Here is a 15,309-nt window from a genome sequence, read left to right as displayed (position 1 = left end):
CACGCGCATGGCGCGGTGTGGCCGACGAACACCGGTGTCCTGCGGCCCGCCGTCAGATCTTGCGGAGCAGGACGCTCGTCACCTTGTGGTCCGCGGCCTTCTTGAGCACGAGGGTCGCCCGCGAGCGCGTCGGCAGGACGTTCTCGAGCAGGTTCGGCTCGTTGATCGCGCGCCACACCTGGGTCGCCGTCGCCACCGCGTCCGGACGGGAGAGCGCGGCGAACCGGTGGAAGAACGAGTCCGGGCTCGAGAACGCCTGTTCCTGCAACGCCAGGAACCGGTCGACGTACCAGGACTCGATGTCCTTCGTCTTCGCGTCGACGTAGATCGTGAAGTCGAACAGGTCCGAGAGCGCGAGCCGCCCGTGCACCGGCGGCGCGAGGACGTTGAGCCCCTCGACGATGAGGATGTCCGGCTGCCGCACGACGATCTCGGCGTCCGGGACGATGTCGTAGACCAGGTGGGAGTAGTACGGCGCCCGGACCTCGGTCGCGCCGCTCTTCACCTGGCTGACGAAGCGCAGCAGGGAGCGGCGGTCGTAGGACTCCGGGAAGCCCTTCCGGTCCATGATGCCGCGGCGCTCGAGCTCGGCGTTCGGGTAGAGGAACCCGTCCGTCGTCACGAGTTCGACGCGCGGGGTGTCCGGCCAGCGCTTCGTGAGCTCGCGGAGCAGACGGGCGACGGTGCTCTTGCCGACGGCCACCGACCCGGCGACACCGATCACGAACGGCGTCCTCCGGGCCCGCTCACCGAGGAACCGGCTCGTCGCCGCATGCAGGTCCCGAGCCCCGGCCGCGTACAGCGTCAGCAGGCGGGACAGCGGCAGGTAGACGTCCTGCACCTCGGTGATGTCCAACCGGTCGCCGAGTCCGCGCAACTGCACGATCTCGGTCTCGGTGAGCGAGAGGTGCTCCTTCGGCGCGAGCTGCGACCACTCGTCCCGGGGGATCTCCACGAAGGGGGTGGGGTGCGCGACGGTCGTCTCCGGGATCGGCATGGGGTCGAGCGTACTCAGCCGGGAGGCGCGCCACCGGTCAGCGACGTCGCCGACGGTGGACGGGCCTCCCGTCAGCGAGCGGGTGCACCCGCCGATCAGGCGGGGAGCGCCGCCTCGATCGCGGCGACGACCTCCGGTGCGTCCGGCTTCACCGTCGGGCGGAAGCGCGTGACCGTGCCGTCGGGAGCGACGAGGAACTTCTCGAAGTTCCAGATGACGCGCCCGGCCTTGCCCGAGGCGTCCGGAGCCTGGGTGAGCTCGCGGTACAGCGGGTGCGCCGAGCGGCCGTTCACCTTCACCTTCTCGGACATCGGGAAGCTGACGCCCCAGGTGGTGGAGCAGTACTCCTCGATGGCCTCGGACGAACCGAGCTCCTGCAGGAACTGGTTGCTCGGGAAGCCGAGCACCGTGAAGCCCCGCGGCCCGTACGTGCGCTGCAGTTCCTCCAGCTGCTCGTACTGCGGAGCGAGGCCACAGCGGGAGGCGACGTTCACCACGAGCACCGCCTTGTCGCCGAAGCTGCCGAAGGTGGTGGTCTCACCCTTGATGGTGGTGATCTCGATGTCGTCGAAGCGTCCCATGACCGGAGGCTATCCCCACCCGCCGGTCGGTTCGCAGGGTGCTCCCGGCGCTGCCCGTAGGATCGATCCCATGTGTGGAATCGTCGGCTACGTCGGCAGCAACAGCAGCACGGACGTCCTCCTCGGTGGCCTCCGTCGCCTCGAGTACCGCGGCTACGACTCGGCGGGCATCGCCGTGGTCGACCCGTCCGGGGACCTGACCTCGGCGAAGAAGGCCGGCAAGCTCCAGATGCTCGTCGACGAGCTCGACGCGAACCCCATCGCGGACGGCGGCACCGGCATCGGACACACCCGGTGGGCGACGCACGGCGGCCCGACCGACGAGAACGCACACCCGCACCTGGCGGACGGCGGCAAGCTCGCGCTGATCCACAACGGCATCATCGAGAACTTCGCCCCGCTGAAGGACGAACTGCTCGCCGAGGGCGTCGTGTTCCACAGCGAGACCGACTCCGAGGTCGCTGCGCACCTGGTCGCCCGCGAGTTCCGCGACACCCACGACCTGACCGAGGCGATGCGTCGCACGGTCGCCCGACTCGACGGTGCGTTCACGCTCCTCGTCGTGCACTCCGACCAGCCCGGTGTCGTCGTCGGCGCCCGGCGCAACTCGCCCCTCGTGGTCGGTCTCGGCGACGGCGAGAACTTCATGGGCTCCGACGTCGCGGCGTTCGTGGCGTACACGCAGCGCGCGCTGGCGATCGGCCAGGACGAGATCGCCACGATCCGCCCGGACGGCGTCGACGTCATCCACTTCGACGGCACCCCGGCCGAGCCGAACGAGTTCGCGGTGGACTGGGACGCCTCCGCCGCCGACAAGGGCGGCTGGTCCTCGTTCATGGCGAAGGAGATCAGCGAGGAGCCCGAGGCGGTCCGCAACACGGTCCTCGGCCGCGTGCACGGGGGCGCGGTCACCCTGACCGACCTCGACCCGATCGCGGAACGCCTGCAGCAGGTCGACCGTGTGGTCGTCATCGCCTGCGGCACCGCGGCCTACGCCGGCATGCTCGGCAAGTACGCCATCGAGCAGTGGGCCCGCGTGCCCGTCGAGGTCGAGCTGGCCCACGAGTTCCGGTACCGCGACCCCGTGCTCGACGAGCGCACCCTGGTCGTCTCGATCAGCCAGTCCGGCGAGACCATGGACACGCTGATGGCCGTCAAGTACGCCCGCGAGCAGGGCGCGCAGGTCCTGTCGATCTGCAACACGCAGGGTGCGACGATCCCGCGCGAGTCCGACGCGGTGATCTACACGCACGCCGGACCCGAGGTCGCGGTCGCGTCGACGAAGGCGTTCCTGGCGCAGGGCGTCGCGCTCTACCTGCTCGGGCTGCACCTCGCCACCCTCCGGGGCACGCTGACGGCCGAGCAGATCGCCGCACAGGTCGCCGAGCTCGAGGGACTGCCGGAGAAACTGCAGCAGACCATCGAGGACGCCTCGGGGGTCGCCGAGCTCGCCAAGTGGATGGCGGACACGCGCAGCGTGCTGTTCCTCGGCCGCCACGTCGGGTACCCGATCGCGCTCGAGGGCGCCCTCAAGCTCAAGGAGCTGGCGTACATCCACGCCGAGGGCTTCGCCGCCGGTGAGCTGAAGCACGGTCCGATCGCGCTCATCGAGCCCGGGCAGATCGTCTTCGTGATCGTCCCGTCGCCGCGGGACGCCCGGTCGCTGCACCCGAAGGTCGTCTCGAACATCCAGGAGATCCGCGCCCGCGGTGCCCGGGTGATCGCGATCGCGGAAGAGGGCGACGCCGCCGTGCTGCCGTTCGCCGACGAGGTCCTGCGGATCCCGCTCGCGACGCCGCTGTTCGAGCCGCTGCTCGCCGTGGCCCCGCTGCACATGTTCGGCATGGAGCTCGCCGCGGCCAAGGGCCTCGACGTGGACCAGCCGCGCAACCTCGCGAAGTCGGTCACCGTCGAGTAGTCGCGACGTGATCATCGGCATCGGCGTCGACGTGGTCGACCTGGAACGGTTCGAGCGGGTCCTGACACGGACCCCCGCGATGCGGTCGCGGCTGTTCACCGACGCCGAGCAACTGCGGGACGGCGAGCCGCGCCCGATCGCGTCGCTCGCCGCCCGGTTCGCAGCGAAGGAGGCCCTGATCAAGGCCTTCGGGTCGAGCGCCGGCCTGAGCTGGCGGGAGCTCGAGGTCGTCGCGGACGACCAGCGGAACCCGTCGCTCACCCTGCACGAGGGGGCGCAGCGGGTCGCGGACGACCGCGGGGTCACGCACGTGCACCTCTCGCTGTCGCACGACGGCGGGATCGCGACGGCGTTCGTCGTCATCGAGGGCCGGGACCGGCCCACTACGGAAGGACCGATCGCGTGAGCGCGTTCACGGGGGTGACCGTCGACCGGGAGGCGTTGATCGCCAACTACGCCACGGTCGCGGAACAGGTGGCTCCGTCCGGCGTCATCGCGGTGGTGAAGGCCGACGGGTACGGGCACGGCGCCGTCGAGGTGGCCCGGGCACTGGTGGACGCCGGTGCGGACTGGCTCGGGGTCGCGGACCTCGACGAGGCCGTGGCGCTCCGCGAGGCCGGCATCGACGAGGGTGTCCGGATCCTGGCGTGGTTGCACGCGCCGGACGAGGACTTCCGTCGCGCGGCCCGGTACGGCGTCACGCCGGCGGTGTCGAGCGTCGAACAGCTCTCCACCGCGGCCGACGCGGACGTCCCCGAGGTGCACCTCGTCGTCGACACGGGGCTGAGCCGCAACGGTGCGGTCGAGTCCGAGTGGCCCGAGCTGTTCGCGACGGCAGCGGCACTCGCCCGTGGTGGTGACCGCACGCGCATCGAGGGGCTGATGTCGCACCTGTCGAACGCCTCGCCCTCGGACGACCTCGACCAGGACGCCGCACTGCAGCGGGCGATCGACGGCCTGGCGGCGGTCGGCATCCGCCCGGACGTCGTGCACCTGGCGGCGAGCGCGGGCAGCCTGGCACTGCCGGAGACCCGACGCGACCTGGCCCGGGTCGGCCTGGCGCTGTACGGACTCAGCCCGTTCGCGGACCGGACGTCGGCGGACCTCGGGTTGCGGCCGGCGATGCGCGTGACGGCCGCGGTGCTGCGCACGGTCGCGGTGCCGGCCGGGGACGGTGTCTCGTACGGGTACACCTGGCGTGCCGAGCAGGACACCCGGCTCGCGGTGATCGGGCTCGGCTACGCCGACGGGTTCGACCGCGCGTTCGGCAACCACGTCTCGGTCCGGATCGGGGACCGGCGGTTCCCGGTCGTCGGGCGGGTGGCCATGAACGCGATGCACATCGACATCGGGGACGCGGACGTCGTGATCGGCGACGAGGTCGTGCTCTGGGGCGACCCGGCGAACGGGGACCCCGCGGTCGAGGAATGGGCCGACGCGATCGGCACCATCAACTACGAGGTGGTCGCACGCGTCGGCCGCAGCGTGGAACGGAGGACGACGTGAGCACCGGACTCCGCCGGGCGGTCATCGACCTGGACGCCTACCGTGCCAACCTCGAGCTGGTCCGGTCGTGGATGGACCCCGTCGAGGTGATGGCGATCATGAAGGCCGACGCCTACGGGCACGGCCTCGAACCGATCGCCCTGACCGCCGTCGACGCGGGGATCCGCTGGATCGGCGTGCTGACGGTGCCGGCGGCGTTGCGACTGCGCGCCATCGGTGTCGGCGAGGAAGTCCACCTGTTCACCTGGCAGCACGACCCGGGCCTGGACTTCCGCGACGCGATCGACTCCGCCGTGGACCTCGGCGTCTCGAACGTCGCCGAGCTGCACCGCATCGTCGACGCGGTGGACCAGCGTGCGGCACGGGTGCACCTGGGCGTCGACAGCGGGCTGCACCGCGACGGCGCGACGGCCGAGGACTGGACCGCGCTCGTCGAACTGGCGCGGGACGCCCAGCGCGACGGCCGCATCGAGGTCGTCGCCGCGTACACGCACCTGGCCGAGACCTCGGACGCCGACGACTCCGCTGCCGTGGCCCACTTCGACGCCATGGTCGAGCGGGCCGAGGACCTGGGCCTCGACATCCGGTGGGAGCACGTCGCCGCATCGCTCGCCGGCCTGGAGCGCAAGGAGTTCCGCAAGGACATGGTCCGGATGGGCGCGAACCTGTTCGGCATCCCCGGCGCCGACGGAGTGTCCGCCGCCGACCTCGGCCTGACGCCCGTGATGACCCTGACGGCGTCCGTGGCGAAGACGAAGCGTGTCCCGGTCGGGACCGGCGTCTCCTACGACTACACGTACCGGACCGACGCCGAGACGACCCTGGCGCTCGTGCCCGTCGGCTACGCAGACGGTGTGCCGCGGGCAGCGCAGGGACGCATCGAGGTCGCGATCAACGACCGGCGCTACCCGATCGCCGGCCGCGTCGCGATGGACCAGTTCCTGGTCGACGTCGGTGACGACGACGTCCGGGTCGGGGACACCGTGACGTTGTTCGGCACCGGGGAGGACGGCGAGTCCACGGTCCTCGAGTGGGGCCGTGCGCTCGACACCATCGGCGAGGAGATCGTCTGCCGGATCGGCAGCCGGGTCCAGCGGGTGCACGAAGGGCACTCCGGTGAGGGCCGCGTGGGGGAGTACCTGCGGGGCGAACGGTCGTGACCGTCCTGCTCGACACCACCGTCGCCACGACCGACGAGATGGGTGCGCTCGGTGCCCGGATCGCCGCGGTGCTCCGGGCCGGGGACCTCGTCGTCCTCACCGGACCGCTCGGCGCCGGCAAGACCACGATGACGCGCGGCCTCGGCACGGCGCTCGGTGCCCGCGGGCAGGTGTCGAGCCCCACCTTCGTGCTCGCACGCACGCACCCGACCACGGCCGGCCCGGACCTCGTGCACGTCGACGCCTACCGCCTGTCCGACCCGGTCGAGCTCGACGACCTGGACCTCGACTGGGACGGATCGATCGTCGTCGTCGAGTGGGGCCGGGGCATGGTCGACGGGGTCAGCGACAGTGTCCTGGACGTCGAGATCACCCGCCCGACCGGTGGCAGCGACGTCGACGACGACCTCGATCCGGACGACGTCCCGGACGAGCCGCGCCGGGTCGTCGTCACCGGGACCGGCCCGCGATGGCAGCACGCGACGCTCTGACCGACGTCGACCTCGCGGGGACGGGCGCGCCTGGCGTCCGGTTCCCGCGGAGATCGGACGATGATCTCGGAACGCTTGGGTATCGAGACCGGAACGCGTAGCGTCGCCCGCGCTACACCGCGGTCCCTAGCCGCGGGCGCCCGTCCCCCTTCACCGGGCCGGACCTCGTCGTGCACCACCGTCGTACCCGACGGCGTCGTAGCGTGAGGGCGTCTGTCGCGTGACCCGAACTCGAGACAGGCGCCCTCGACCTCCAGAGGCCAGCGCGGGACCGCAGCCGAGGGCAGGACGGCTCCGGAGCCGGCGCGGACGTCAGCGGCGGGAGCGTCCGAGCAGGAGCACGCCGAACAGCACGATGGCCGCCACGACGAGCACGACGGTGACGAACAGTCCGGTCGCGTCCATGCTGCTGCCGCCGCCGTCGTCGCAGGGCACGTTCTCGAGCGCACACGATGCTGCGGCCCACACCGTCCTCATGCGGTCGCTCCCCGGATCGCGTAGCGGGTGAGCGTGACCCCGTTGTGGAACGCGCGTTGTTCGAGCAGGTCGAGCAACAGGGGAACCGCGACCGGCTGGTCGAAGAGCGGGCGTCCGGTGCCGAGCACGGCCGGGTGTGTGTAGAGCAGCAGTTCGTCGAGCAGCCCGGCCGTGAGCAACTGCGTGGCGAGGGTCGCACCGCCGACCGCGATGTCCCCCTCGGCCTGCTGACGGAGGGTGGCGAGCTGTTCGATCGCGTCGTCGCCGCCGATCACGCGCGTGTGGTGATCGGCGCTGGTGCGCGTCCGGGACACCAGGACCTTCGGGATGTCGGTCCACACCTCGCCGAACTCGCGGAGCCACGCCGGCAGGGACTCGTCGTGCCGGGCGTCGGGCCAGAACGGGTCCATCATGTCGCGGACCACACGACCCTCGACGAACATCGACATGGCTCGTGCGCGGTCGTTGAACTCACGGTGCAGCGTCTCGTCGATGTGCAGCCAGTCCGGGCCGTCGAGACCGCTGTGGTCGTCGCTGGCGTGCTCGATGAGCAGGTCGAGCGACACGTTCATCCAGTACACGAACCGTGCGGGCACCAGGGACTCCTTCGTCGGGTGCTCGACGGTACCGCCGGGGGAGTGGGGCCGACAAGGACCCGGCGGTGACGGTTCGGCCACGAGCGGCCGAGTCGTGTGCTGCGCGCCCAGCCGCAGGTGCAGCCGCGCACTCAGTCGCGGCCCGCCCGGGTCCGGAGGCCGCAGCTGCGCCGTTCGAGGTCGGCCAGCGCCGCCACCGTCTGCGGGTCGCGCCCACGCCACCGGTCCACGACGCCGGGGCCGAGGGCGACGACGGCGTCCCGGCGGACGAGCGCCCGGAGAGCGAGCAGTTCCGCGCCGTCCGGCGACCGGTCGACGCGGCTGGTGGCGCTCGCGACCCGGACGAAGCGGCCACGGGTGCGGACCCACACCAGCAGCAGGAGGGCGATGACGACGACGGTCAGGCCACCGCCGACCAGGTGCGCCAGGTGCAGGGCGGTGTCGTGCTGCTGGGCGCCGGCGGCCGCGACGGCGCCGGCGTGCTCGCTGGCCTTCCGGAGCGGGCTGCTGACGGCGTCCCCGGCGAGCGGGATCTGCGACAGCGCCCGCGCGGTGGCGGACAACTGCTGCTGGAACGCCGTCCCCTCGGACTGCACGCGGGTGCCGATGGTGGCGAGCCGGGCGATCGAGCCGGCGGCGTCACGGCCGACGACCACCGCCAGGACGATGCCGACCAGGACGATCACGTCGGCGACGACCTGCCGGGCACGTCGGGTCGGGCGGCTGTCGTAGACGACCATCACGGGCCTCCTGTCCGGGACCCGTGTCGGGTCTCCTGTGGCGGGGACCGGTGCCGGGGTCGGCGGGACGGTCGACGTCCCAGTCTGCTGACGTTCCCTGTGCGCCATGCCGTCGTACTAGGCTCGCTCTCCGGCCTCGGACCAGCCGGCCGGCAGCGGTGCCGGACGACGACGATCGGAGGCCACGCGCATGCTCGTGACCATCACCACCCGCGGCGACGCTGCCCCGGACCTCTCCCACCTGCTGCACAAGCACCCCGGACGCGCGCAGTCGTTCGACCTGAGCGTCGGCACGGCGCACGTCTTCTACCCCGCGGACACCCCGGACACGTGCACCGCCGCGCTGCTGCTCGAGGTCGACGCGATCGCCCTCGCCCGCAGCAAGCGGTACGGCGCCGACGCGCAGGCGCTGTCCCGGTACGTCAACGACCGGCCGTACGCGTCGACCTCGATGCTCGCGCTCGCGATCGGACAGGTGTTCCGCAGTGCGATGGGCGGGCGCAGTGCCTCACGGCCGGAGCGTGCGGCGGAGGCACTCGACCTCGAGCTCGCCCTGACCAGTGTGCCGAGCGAGGTCGACGAGCACGGCATCGGTCTGGCCACCCGGCTCTTCGCGCCGCTCGGCTGGGACGTCGAGGAGACCCGTCGACCGCTCGACGACACCCGACCGGAGTGGGGCGACGCCGCCACCGTCGGGCTGCGGCTGCGCGGACGGGTCCGGCTCGCCGACGCGCTCCGCCAGCTGACCGTGCTGCTGCCGGTGCTCGACGACGCCAAGCACTACTGGGTCGGTGACGACGAGGTCGGCATGCTGCTCCGCCGCGGCGAGGGCTGGCTGGCCGCGCACCCGCTCCGGGAGCTCATCACGACCCGGTCGCTCGCGCACCAGCGGTCCCTCGTGGACGACGCGACCTCTCGGCTGCTCGGGCTCGACGGCGCCGCCGGGGACGGCGGTGCCGTGGACACGGCGGTCGACGAGGCACCGGCGGACGACGACGGCACGACGGCTCCGTCCGAGACGCCCTTGTACCGCCGCCGCGCCGAGGCCGTCCTGACGGCGCTCGCCGACGTGCAGGCGCACACCGTCGCCGACGTCGGTTGCGGTGAGGGCGCCCTCCTGCGACACCTGTTCGCGGACCGCTCGTTCACCACGATCATCGGCACGGACGTCGCACCCCGCGAACTCGCACGGGCCGAGCGGCGGCTCCGGCTCGACGACGTCAGCGACGAGCAGCGGGCCCGCGTGCGGCTCCTGCAGTCCTCGGTGACGTACTCCGACGACCGGATCGCCGGCCTCGACGCGGCGGTCCTCATGGAGGTCGTCGAGCACGTCGACCCCGAGCGGCTGCCGGCACTCGAGGCCTCGGTGTTCCAGGCCGCTCGGCCCGCGGCCGTCGTCGTGACCACCCCGAACGCCGAGCACAACGTCCGCTTCGCCTCGTTGGCGGCCGGGAGGTTCCGGCACCCGGACCACCGGTTCGAGTGGACCCGCGACGAGTTCCGCACGTGGGCGCAGGCCGTCGGGGACCGGCACGGCTACACGGTCGAGCACCGGCCCGTCGGTGACGACGACCCCGAGGTCGGCCCACCGACCCAGCTCGCCCTGTTCCGCCGCCACACGACCGCCAGCCCGACGACCGGAGGCACCGCCGCATGACCGCCCTGACCGTCCCCACCATGTCCCTGGTGCTGCTCGTCGGTACGAGCGGTTCCGGCAAGTCCACGTTCGCCGCGCAGCACTTCGGCCGCTTCGAGACCCTGTCGAGCGACTTCTTCCGGGGCCTCGTCTCGAACGACGAGGACGACCAGGCCGCGACGCCCGCCGCCTTCGAGGCCCTGAAGCACGTCGCCGCCCAGCGTCTGCGCGCCGGACTGCTCACCGTCGTCGACGCGACGAACGTGCAGGCCGAGGCCCGTCGCGACTTCGTGCAGCTGGCCCGCGAGCACGACGTCCTGCCGGTCGCGATCGTCCTCGACGTGCCCGAGTCGGTCTGCGTCGCCCGGAACGCCGGCCGCACCGGCCGCGACTTCGGGCCCGAGGTCATCCGACGCCAGCAGGGGCAACTCCGCCGCGGGCTCAAGGCCCTGGGCAAGGAGGGCTTCCGCCGCGTCCACGTGCTGCACGGCGTGGACGAGATCGCCGCCGCCACGATCGTCCGCGAACCCCTGCTCAACGACCGGACCGGCGAGCACGGGCCCTTCGACGTCATCGGGGACGTGCACGGCTGCCGATCCGAGCTCGAGACGCTCCTCGGCCGACTCGGCTGGGCGCTGGTCCGCGACGACCTCGGCCGTCCGGTCGACGCCGTGCACCCCGAGGACCGTCAGGCGCTGTTCCTCGGCGACCTGGTCGACCGTGGCCCGGACTCGCCGGGTGTCCTGCGGCTCGTGATGGGGATGGTGCGGAACGGCCACGCCCTCGCCGTCCCGGGCAACCACGAGGACAAGCTCGTCCGCGCGCTCGACGGCCGCAAGGTGCAGACGTCGCACGGGCTCGCCGAGACCCTCGCCCAGCTCGCCGCCGAGCCGGACGCCTTCCGCGACGAGGTCCGCGAGTTCTGCCGCGCCCTGGTCGGCCACCTGGTCCTCGACGACGGCCGGCTCGTCGTCGCGCACGCGGGGCTCAAGGAGCAGTACCAGGGCCGGGCCTCCGGTCGGGTGCGGTCCTTCGCGCTCTACGGTGACACCACGGGCGAGAGCGACGAGTACGGCCTGCCCGTCCGGCTGCCGTGGGCGGACGCGTACCGCGGGAAGGCGACGGTCCTCTACGGCCACACGCCGACGGTCGACACCGAGTGGATCAACGGCACGATGTGCCTCGACACCGGGTGCGTGTTCGGCGGCAAGCTCTCCGCGCTCCGCTACCCGGAGCGCGAGGTCGTCCAGGTCCCCGCCGAGCGGGTCCACTACGCAGCCGCCAAGCCACTCGAGCCGCTGCGCGGACCGGGCACGTCGACGACGGACGGCGACACTGCGGACGTCGGGCGTGCCTCCAGTCCGGCCGGGAGGCCCGTGGCCGGCCCCGCCGCACCACGTCGCGTCCCCGGGCTGCTCCCGATCGAGGACGTCACCGGCAAGCAGATCGTCGAGACCCGGCACCACGGCCGCATCGGCATCCGTGCCGAGAACGCCGCAGGTGCCCTCGAGGTGATGAGCCGCTTCGCCGTCGATCCGCGCTGGCTGCCGTACCTGCCGCCGACGATGAGCCCGGTCGCGACCTCGGCGCACCCCGACCACCTGGAGCACCCGGACGAGGCGTTCGCGTACTACCGGGGCCAGGGCGTCGAGCACGTGCGGATGGAGGAGAAGCACATGGGGTCCCGCGGCACGGTGCTGCTCGCCCGCGACCCGGACCGCTTCGGTGCGCCGGCCGACTGGAACGGCGTCGTGACGACCCGCACCGGCCGGGCGTTCTTCGGCGCCGTCGACACCCGGACCGTCCTCGGCCGCCTCGACGCCGCGGTGGACGCTGCCGGGCTCTGGGACGAGCTCGACACCGACTGGCTGCTGCTCGACGGCGAGGTGTTGCCGTGGGCGGTCAAGGCCGAGGGCATGATCCGCGACTGGTACGCCGAGGTCGGTGCCGCTGCCGGCGGGGCGTTCCCGGACGCCCTGGCCGCGCTCGCCGCAGCCCGTGACGCCGGCGTCGACGTCACCGACCTGCTGGCCCGGACCGAGCAGCGGGCAGCCGACGCGGCCGCGTACACCGAGTCCTACCGCAGGTACGCCGACCGCGCCACCGGCCTCGACGACGTGCGGTTCGCGCCGTTCCAGGTCCTGGCCGCCCGGGGGCGGACGTTCGCCGACCGGCCGCACGGCTGGCACATGGCGGTCGCCGACCGGCTGGCTGCCGCCGAACCCGACGTGGTGCGGCCGACCCGGTCACTGCTCGTCGACGTGCGGGACGAGGCGAGCCGTGCTGCCGGGGTCGAGTGGTGGCAGGACCTGACCGGCGCCGGGGGCGAGGGGGCCGTCGTCAAGCCCGAGTCGAACCTGACCCGGGGACCGAAGGGACTCGTGCAGCCGGGCGTGAAGGTCCGCGGCCGGGAGTACCTGCGGATCATCTACGGGCCGGAGTACACCGAGCCCGGCAACCTGGCGCGCCTGAAGGACCGGGACCTCGGCCACAAGCGGTCGATGGCACTCCGCGAGTACGCCCTCGGGCTGGAGTCGCTCGAGCGCTTCGTCGAGGGCGAACCGCTGTGGCGCGTGCACCAGGCCGTGTTCGGGGTGCTGGCGATGGAGTCCGAGGCGGTCGACCCGCGGTTGTGAGCGGTGCGCGGACTGAGGTTCGCGCTGAGCGACAGCCCTCGTGGCCGGCGGCCCGAGCACTGTCGCTCAGCGCGAACCACGCTGGCCGTCCGACCGCCGTGTCAGGGCCGGTCGTCCACCGGGGTGACCCGCACGGCCACCGAGTCGATCAGCGCCCCGGCCGGGATGCTGCCGTTCCGCTGCGTCTGCACGGTCCGCTCGCCGAGGTAGGCGCCGGACGTCCGGTCGATGATGACGTCCTGGCGTTCCCCGCCGGTGCGTGCCGGCAGCCCGATCGCCGTCCCGACCCGGCCGTCGAGGGACGCCTGCTCCTCGGTGACGACGATGCCCGGCAGGGTCGCCAGCGCCTGGTACATCGTGGCGCGGAGGTCCGCGGGCACCAGGCCGGTCCGGAGCAGCTGCTGCACCGTGTCGAACACGTGCTCGGCGTCCGTCGTGTCGACGGCCCGGGGTGCGTCCTCGATCCGTCGGACCAGGGCTGCCGGCTCGCGCGGCAGGTCCGGGAGGTCGGCCACCGTGAGCGTCCCCGGCTGCACCCCGCCGAGTTCGCCGACCGTGAAGTCCCCGCCCGCCGCGCGTTCCCACCGTGGGTCGTCGCGGTGCGCCTCGGTCGCGTAGTCGTCCGCCGCCGCCTTCCGCGCGGCCGCTCCGCCGTAGAAGGTGGTCGCCGGACCCGACCACGTCTCGCGGACCCAGGTACCGGACACGTCGGCGGGCACCCACGTGGTGCTCGTCGTCGGCGCCAGGTAGCCCTCGTCGTAGTGCTGCCCGTCCGAGGACGCGTACCCGAGCGCCCGCTCGGTCTCGACCACCTTCGTGAAGGCGCCGACGGGGGCCCGGTCGTCCGCGGCGGCACGGGCCGCCTCGCGCAACGTGGCCGCCGCAGCCGGCGCGGGTGACGACCAGTGCGTGATCCCGATGCCGGACGCGACGAGCCCGCCGGCCACCACGACCGCGGCGCCGGCGATCACGACGGGACGGAACCGACGGACGGGAGGGACGGTGCGGGCCGGACCCGCGCCTGACGTCCGTGGGGCGGTCGCGGCGTGCGCTGCGGCGTCGAACCGGACGCGCGCACGGTCGAGCGCCGCGTCGAGCACCTCGGGCGGCACGTCGTCCCGCCGCAGCAGACGGAGGGTGGAGAGGTCGTCGTCAGACATGGAGGGGTCCGTTCAGTGGGTCGGTGGCGCCCGGCACGGCGCGGAGGGCCGAGCGGGCGCGGTTCAGTCGGGAGCGGACGGTCCCGACGGGAACGCCGGTCGCCGCCGCGATCTGCTCGTAGGTGAGCTCGGCCCAGGCGTAGAGCAGCACGGTGTCCCGGACGGCGGGGCGCATCCGGTCGAGCTCCCGGACCACCACCTGCACGGCACGCTGCACGTCGAGCCGGTCGCCGGTCTCGTCCTCGACGTACTCGGGTGTCGCGGAACGGGACATCGCCCGGAGCGTCCGCCGCTGCGAGCGCCAGTGTCGGCTGAGCAGGTTCGTCGCGATGCCGAACAGCCACGGCAACGGCTCCTGCCGCTCGGGGTCGAACGAGTGCCACCGCACCAGGGCGGTGACGAACGTCTCACTGAGGATGTCCTCGGCGCTCTGCAGGTCGGTGCGGCGAACGAGGTAGCGCAGGATGCGGCGGCCGTGCAGGTCGAACTGGCGACCGAGCTCGGCGGCGGCGTCTGGTGGGGGATGGTTGCTGGGCACGATTGGTGTTGCCCGATCGGGGTGGGGGAGTTCCATCTTCGTCCCCGGACGGCCCGAGTGTGCCGGTCAGCGTTCGAGCGTCACGTGCCGATCCGTCGCGATGTGGTCGAGTGCAGCCTGCGCGCGCTCGTCCTCGAGGAGCGTGTCCACAGCATCCCAGCGGCGCACCCACCGACCGAGCTCAGGACTGACGGCGGTGGTGAGCGTTCTGGCATCCTCGAGGATCAGGGCCGGTGACCGCCGCAGCTGACGTCCCTCCGATCCGACGCCCGGTTGGGGGAACCCGAAGACGATCGGCTCGCAGTGGTTGATGCGGTTCCGCGCCCAATTGAGACGGAGCGCGAGGCGGTGGACTTCGCGGCGGGTCCGGCCCGGGAACGCAACGCCGAGAGCTGGTTCCCAGAAGGACTCGGAGTAGGACGCTTTCGTTCCGTCGGATTTCCGGCCACCGCGACCCGACACCGCCACCCAGGTCCCCAGCATGAGTTGCGCGACGACCTGACCTGGTTGCGCACCGACGCCGACGCGTGCGATCGCCGTCTCTACCTGCCCGAGGAGGTCTTCATCGAACGCATCCCGCTGGTTCTCGAACCAGCGAGGTCCGAACTTCGCTGCGAGAGACCGGTGCAGGTGCTCGCGCAGCGCGACCTCCACGAGTCGGAGGACTGCATGGAAGTGCGAGGCCAGCGACGCGTCGACGAGGGCCAGCTCGACGGCTGCGCGGTCTGCACCACCGACTGCGGCACGGAAGCGTCGCAGGCGAGCGGGTGCGAGACTCGCGATCAGAGCTCGCTGTTCGTCGTACGTCGGAGGCGGGATCACCCAGGCACGCTACTATTGATGCATAGTCCCGCAGTCGAAAGGCTGCTCGGG

At 72.5% G+C, this 15,309-nt stretch carries 15 protein-coding genes; 7 read left to right on the top strand and 8 right to left on the bottom strand.

What is annotated here, in order from left to right:
• Positions 1-52: 52 nt before the first annotated feature.
• Both coaA and E9228_RS09585 read right to left on the bottom strand, forming a co-directional pair.
• Positions 53-997 (bottom strand): type I pantothenate kinase, encoded by a 945-nt coding sequence (gene coaA, locus E9228_RS09590; protein WP_166780363.1) that lies wholly within the window; start codon positions 995-997, stop codon positions 53-55.
• A 95-nt stretch (positions 998-1,092) separates the two neighbouring features.
• The gene (locus tag E9228_RS09585) at positions 1,093-1,578 is read right to left on the bottom strand and encodes a glutathione peroxidase (protein ID WP_111073912.1); all 486 of its coding nucleotides are present in this window, start codon (positions 1,576-1,578) and stop codon (positions 1,093-1,095) included.
• Positions 1,579-1,648: 70 nt separating this feature from the next.
• Between E9228_RS09585 and glmS the strand changes: the two genes are divergently transcribed.
• From glmS to tsaE, 5 genes are read left to right on the top strand one after another with little or no spacing between them, the layout of a single operon-like run.
• The gene (glmS, locus tag E9228_RS09580; RefSeq protein ID WP_166780362.1) at positions 1,649-3,496 is read left to right on the top strand and encodes a glutamine--fructose-6-phosphate transaminase (isomerizing); all 1,848 of its coding nucleotides are present in this window, start codon (positions 1,649-1,651) and stop codon (positions 3,494-3,496) included.
• 7 nt (positions 3,497-3,503) lie between these two features.
• Positions 3,504-3,902 carry a holo-ACP synthase gene (locus tag E9228_RS09575; protein ID WP_166780361.1) on the top strand — a complete coding sequence of 133 codons (399 nt, stop codon included), beginning with the start codon at positions 3,504-3,506 and terminating at the stop codon, positions 3,900-3,902.
• The gene (alr, locus tag E9228_RS09570) at positions 3,899-5,002 is read left to right on the top strand and encodes an alanine racemase (protein ID WP_166780360.1); all 1,104 of its coding nucleotides are present in this window, start codon (positions 3,899-3,901) and stop codon (positions 5,000-5,002) included. Before E9228_RS09575 ends, alr (E9228_RS09570) begins: the two co-directional genes overlap by 4 nt.
• Positions 4,999-6,162, top strand: coding sequence for an alanine racemase (gene alr, locus E9228_RS09565; protein ID WP_166780359.1), 1,164 nt, complete (start codon positions 4,999-5,001; stop codon positions 6,160-6,162). The genes alr (E9228_RS09570) and alr (E9228_RS09565) overlap by 4 nt, the downstream gene beginning before the upstream one ends.
• 38 nt (positions 6,163-6,200) lie before the next feature.
• Positions 6,201-6,653 (top strand): tRNA (adenosine(37)-N6)-threonylcarbamoyltransferase complex ATPase subunit type 1 TsaE, encoded by a 453-nt coding sequence (gene tsaE / locus E9228_RS09560; RefSeq protein WP_166780818.1) that lies wholly within the window; start codon positions 6,201-6,203, stop codon positions 6,651-6,653.
• 312 nt (positions 6,654-6,965) lie between these two features.
• On the opposite strand, the gene E9228_RS09555 is transcribed toward tsaE, so the two are convergent.
• The 3 genes from E9228_RS09555 to E9228_RS09545 form a co-directional block, all read right to left on the bottom strand.
• Positions 6,966-7,130 (bottom strand): hypothetical protein, encoded by a 165-nt coding sequence (locus E9228_RS09555; protein WP_166780358.1) that lies wholly within the window; start codon positions 7,128-7,130, stop codon positions 6,966-6,968.
• Positions 7,127-7,726 carry a dihydrofolate reductase family protein gene (locus E9228_RS09550; RefSeq protein ID WP_166780357.1) on the bottom strand — a complete coding sequence of 200 codons (600 nt, stop codon included), beginning with the start codon at positions 7,724-7,726 and terminating at the stop codon, positions 7,127-7,129. The genes E9228_RS09555 and E9228_RS09550 overlap by 4 nt, the downstream gene beginning before the upstream one ends.
• A 131-nt stretch (positions 7,727-7,857) precedes the next feature.
• Positions 7,858-8,466 carry a hypothetical protein gene (locus E9228_RS09545; protein ID WP_166780356.1) on the bottom strand — a complete coding sequence of 203 codons (609 nt, stop codon included), beginning with the start codon at positions 8,464-8,466 and terminating at the stop codon, positions 7,858-7,860.
• A gap of 190 nt (positions 8,467-8,656) precedes the next feature.
• Here E9228_RS09545 and E9228_RS09540 point away from each other — a divergent pair, with 190 nt between their 5' ends.
• The gene (locus E9228_RS09540; protein WP_166780355.1) at positions 8,657-10,123 is read left to right on the top strand and encodes a 3' terminal RNA ribose 2'-O-methyltransferase Hen1; all 1,467 of its coding nucleotides are present in this window, start codon (positions 8,657-8,659) and stop codon (positions 10,121-10,123) included.
• Positions 10,120-12,738 (top strand): polynucleotide kinase-phosphatase, encoded by a 2,619-nt coding sequence (locus E9228_RS09535; protein WP_166780354.1) that lies wholly within the window; start codon positions 10,120-10,122, stop codon positions 12,736-12,738. Before E9228_RS09540 ends, E9228_RS09535 begins: the two co-directional genes overlap by 4 nt.
• 101 nt (positions 12,739-12,839) lie before the next feature.
• Here E9228_RS09535 and E9228_RS09530 read toward each other — a convergent pair whose 3' ends face one another.
• The 3 genes from E9228_RS09530 to E9228_RS09520 all read right to left on the bottom strand — a co-directional run bounded on the left by E9228_RS09530 (position 12,840) and on the right by E9228_RS09520 (position 15,090).
• Positions 12,840-13,898 carry a CU044_5270 family protein gene (locus tag E9228_RS09530; RefSeq protein WP_166780353.1) on the bottom strand — a complete coding sequence of 353 codons (1,059 nt, stop codon included), beginning with the start codon at positions 13,896-13,898 and terminating at the stop codon, positions 12,840-12,842.
• The gene (locus E9228_RS09525) at positions 13,891-14,436 is read right to left on the bottom strand and encodes a sigma-70 family RNA polymerase sigma factor (RefSeq protein WP_166780352.1); all 546 of its coding nucleotides are present in this window, start codon (positions 14,434-14,436) and stop codon (positions 13,891-13,893) included. The genes E9228_RS09530 and E9228_RS09525 overlap by 8 nt, the downstream gene beginning before the upstream one ends.
• 66 nt (positions 14,437-14,502) lie before the next feature.
• Entirely contained in the window at positions 14,503-15,090 is a 588-nt protein-coding gene (locus E9228_RS09520; RefSeq protein ID WP_166780351.1) for a hypothetical protein, read from the bottom strand.
• Positions 15,091-15,309: the final 219 nt, after the last annotated feature.

Origin of the sequence: Curtobacterium salicis, from assembly GCF_011759505.1 — a bacterium.
Classification (GTDB): Bacteria; Actinomycetota; Actinomycetes; order Actinomycetales; family Microbacteriaceae; genus Curtobacterium; species Curtobacterium salicis.
The sequence above is the reverse complement of the archived record's forward strand: the minus strand, read 5'-3'. Positions and strand labels throughout refer to the sequence as shown.

What these genes read in the sequence shown, in the direction of transcription:
- E9228_RS09535 (WP_166780354.1), top strand. Translation starts at nt 10,120, where the DNA reads ATGACCGCCCTGACCGTCCCCACCATGTCCCTGGTGCTGCTCGTCGGT.
- E9228_RS09555 (WP_166780358.1), bottom strand. Translation starts at nt 7,130, where the DNA reads ATGAGGACGGTGTGGGCCGCAGCATCGTGTGCGCTCGAGAACGTGCCC.
- tsaE (WP_166780818.1), top strand. Translation starts at nt 6,201, where the DNA reads ATGGGTGCGCTCGGTGCCCGGATCGCCGCGGTGCTCCGGGCCGGGGAC.
- E9228_RS09540 (WP_166780355.1), top strand. Translation starts at nt 8,657, where the DNA reads ATGCTCGTGACCATCACCACCCGCGGCGACGCTGCCCCGGACCTCTCC.
- E9228_RS09530 (WP_166780353.1), bottom strand. Translation starts at nt 13,898, where the DNA reads ATGTCTGACGACGACCTCTCCACCCTCCGTCTGCTGCGGCGGGACGAC.
- E9228_RS09585 (WP_111073912.1), bottom strand. Translation starts at nt 1,578, where the DNA reads ATGGGACGCTTCGACGACATCGAGATCACCACCATCAAGGGTGAGACC.
- E9228_RS09545 (WP_166780356.1), bottom strand. Translation starts at nt 8,466, where the DNA reads ATGGTCGTCTACGACAGCCGCCCGACCCGACGTGCCCGGCAGGTCGTC.
- glmS (WP_166780362.1), top strand. Translation starts at nt 1,649, where the DNA reads ATGTGTGGAATCGTCGGCTACGTCGGCAGCAACAGCAGCACGGACGTC.
- coaA (WP_166780363.1), bottom strand. Translation starts at nt 997, where the DNA reads ATGCCGATCCCGGAGACGACCGTCGCGCACCCCACCCCCTTCGTGGAG.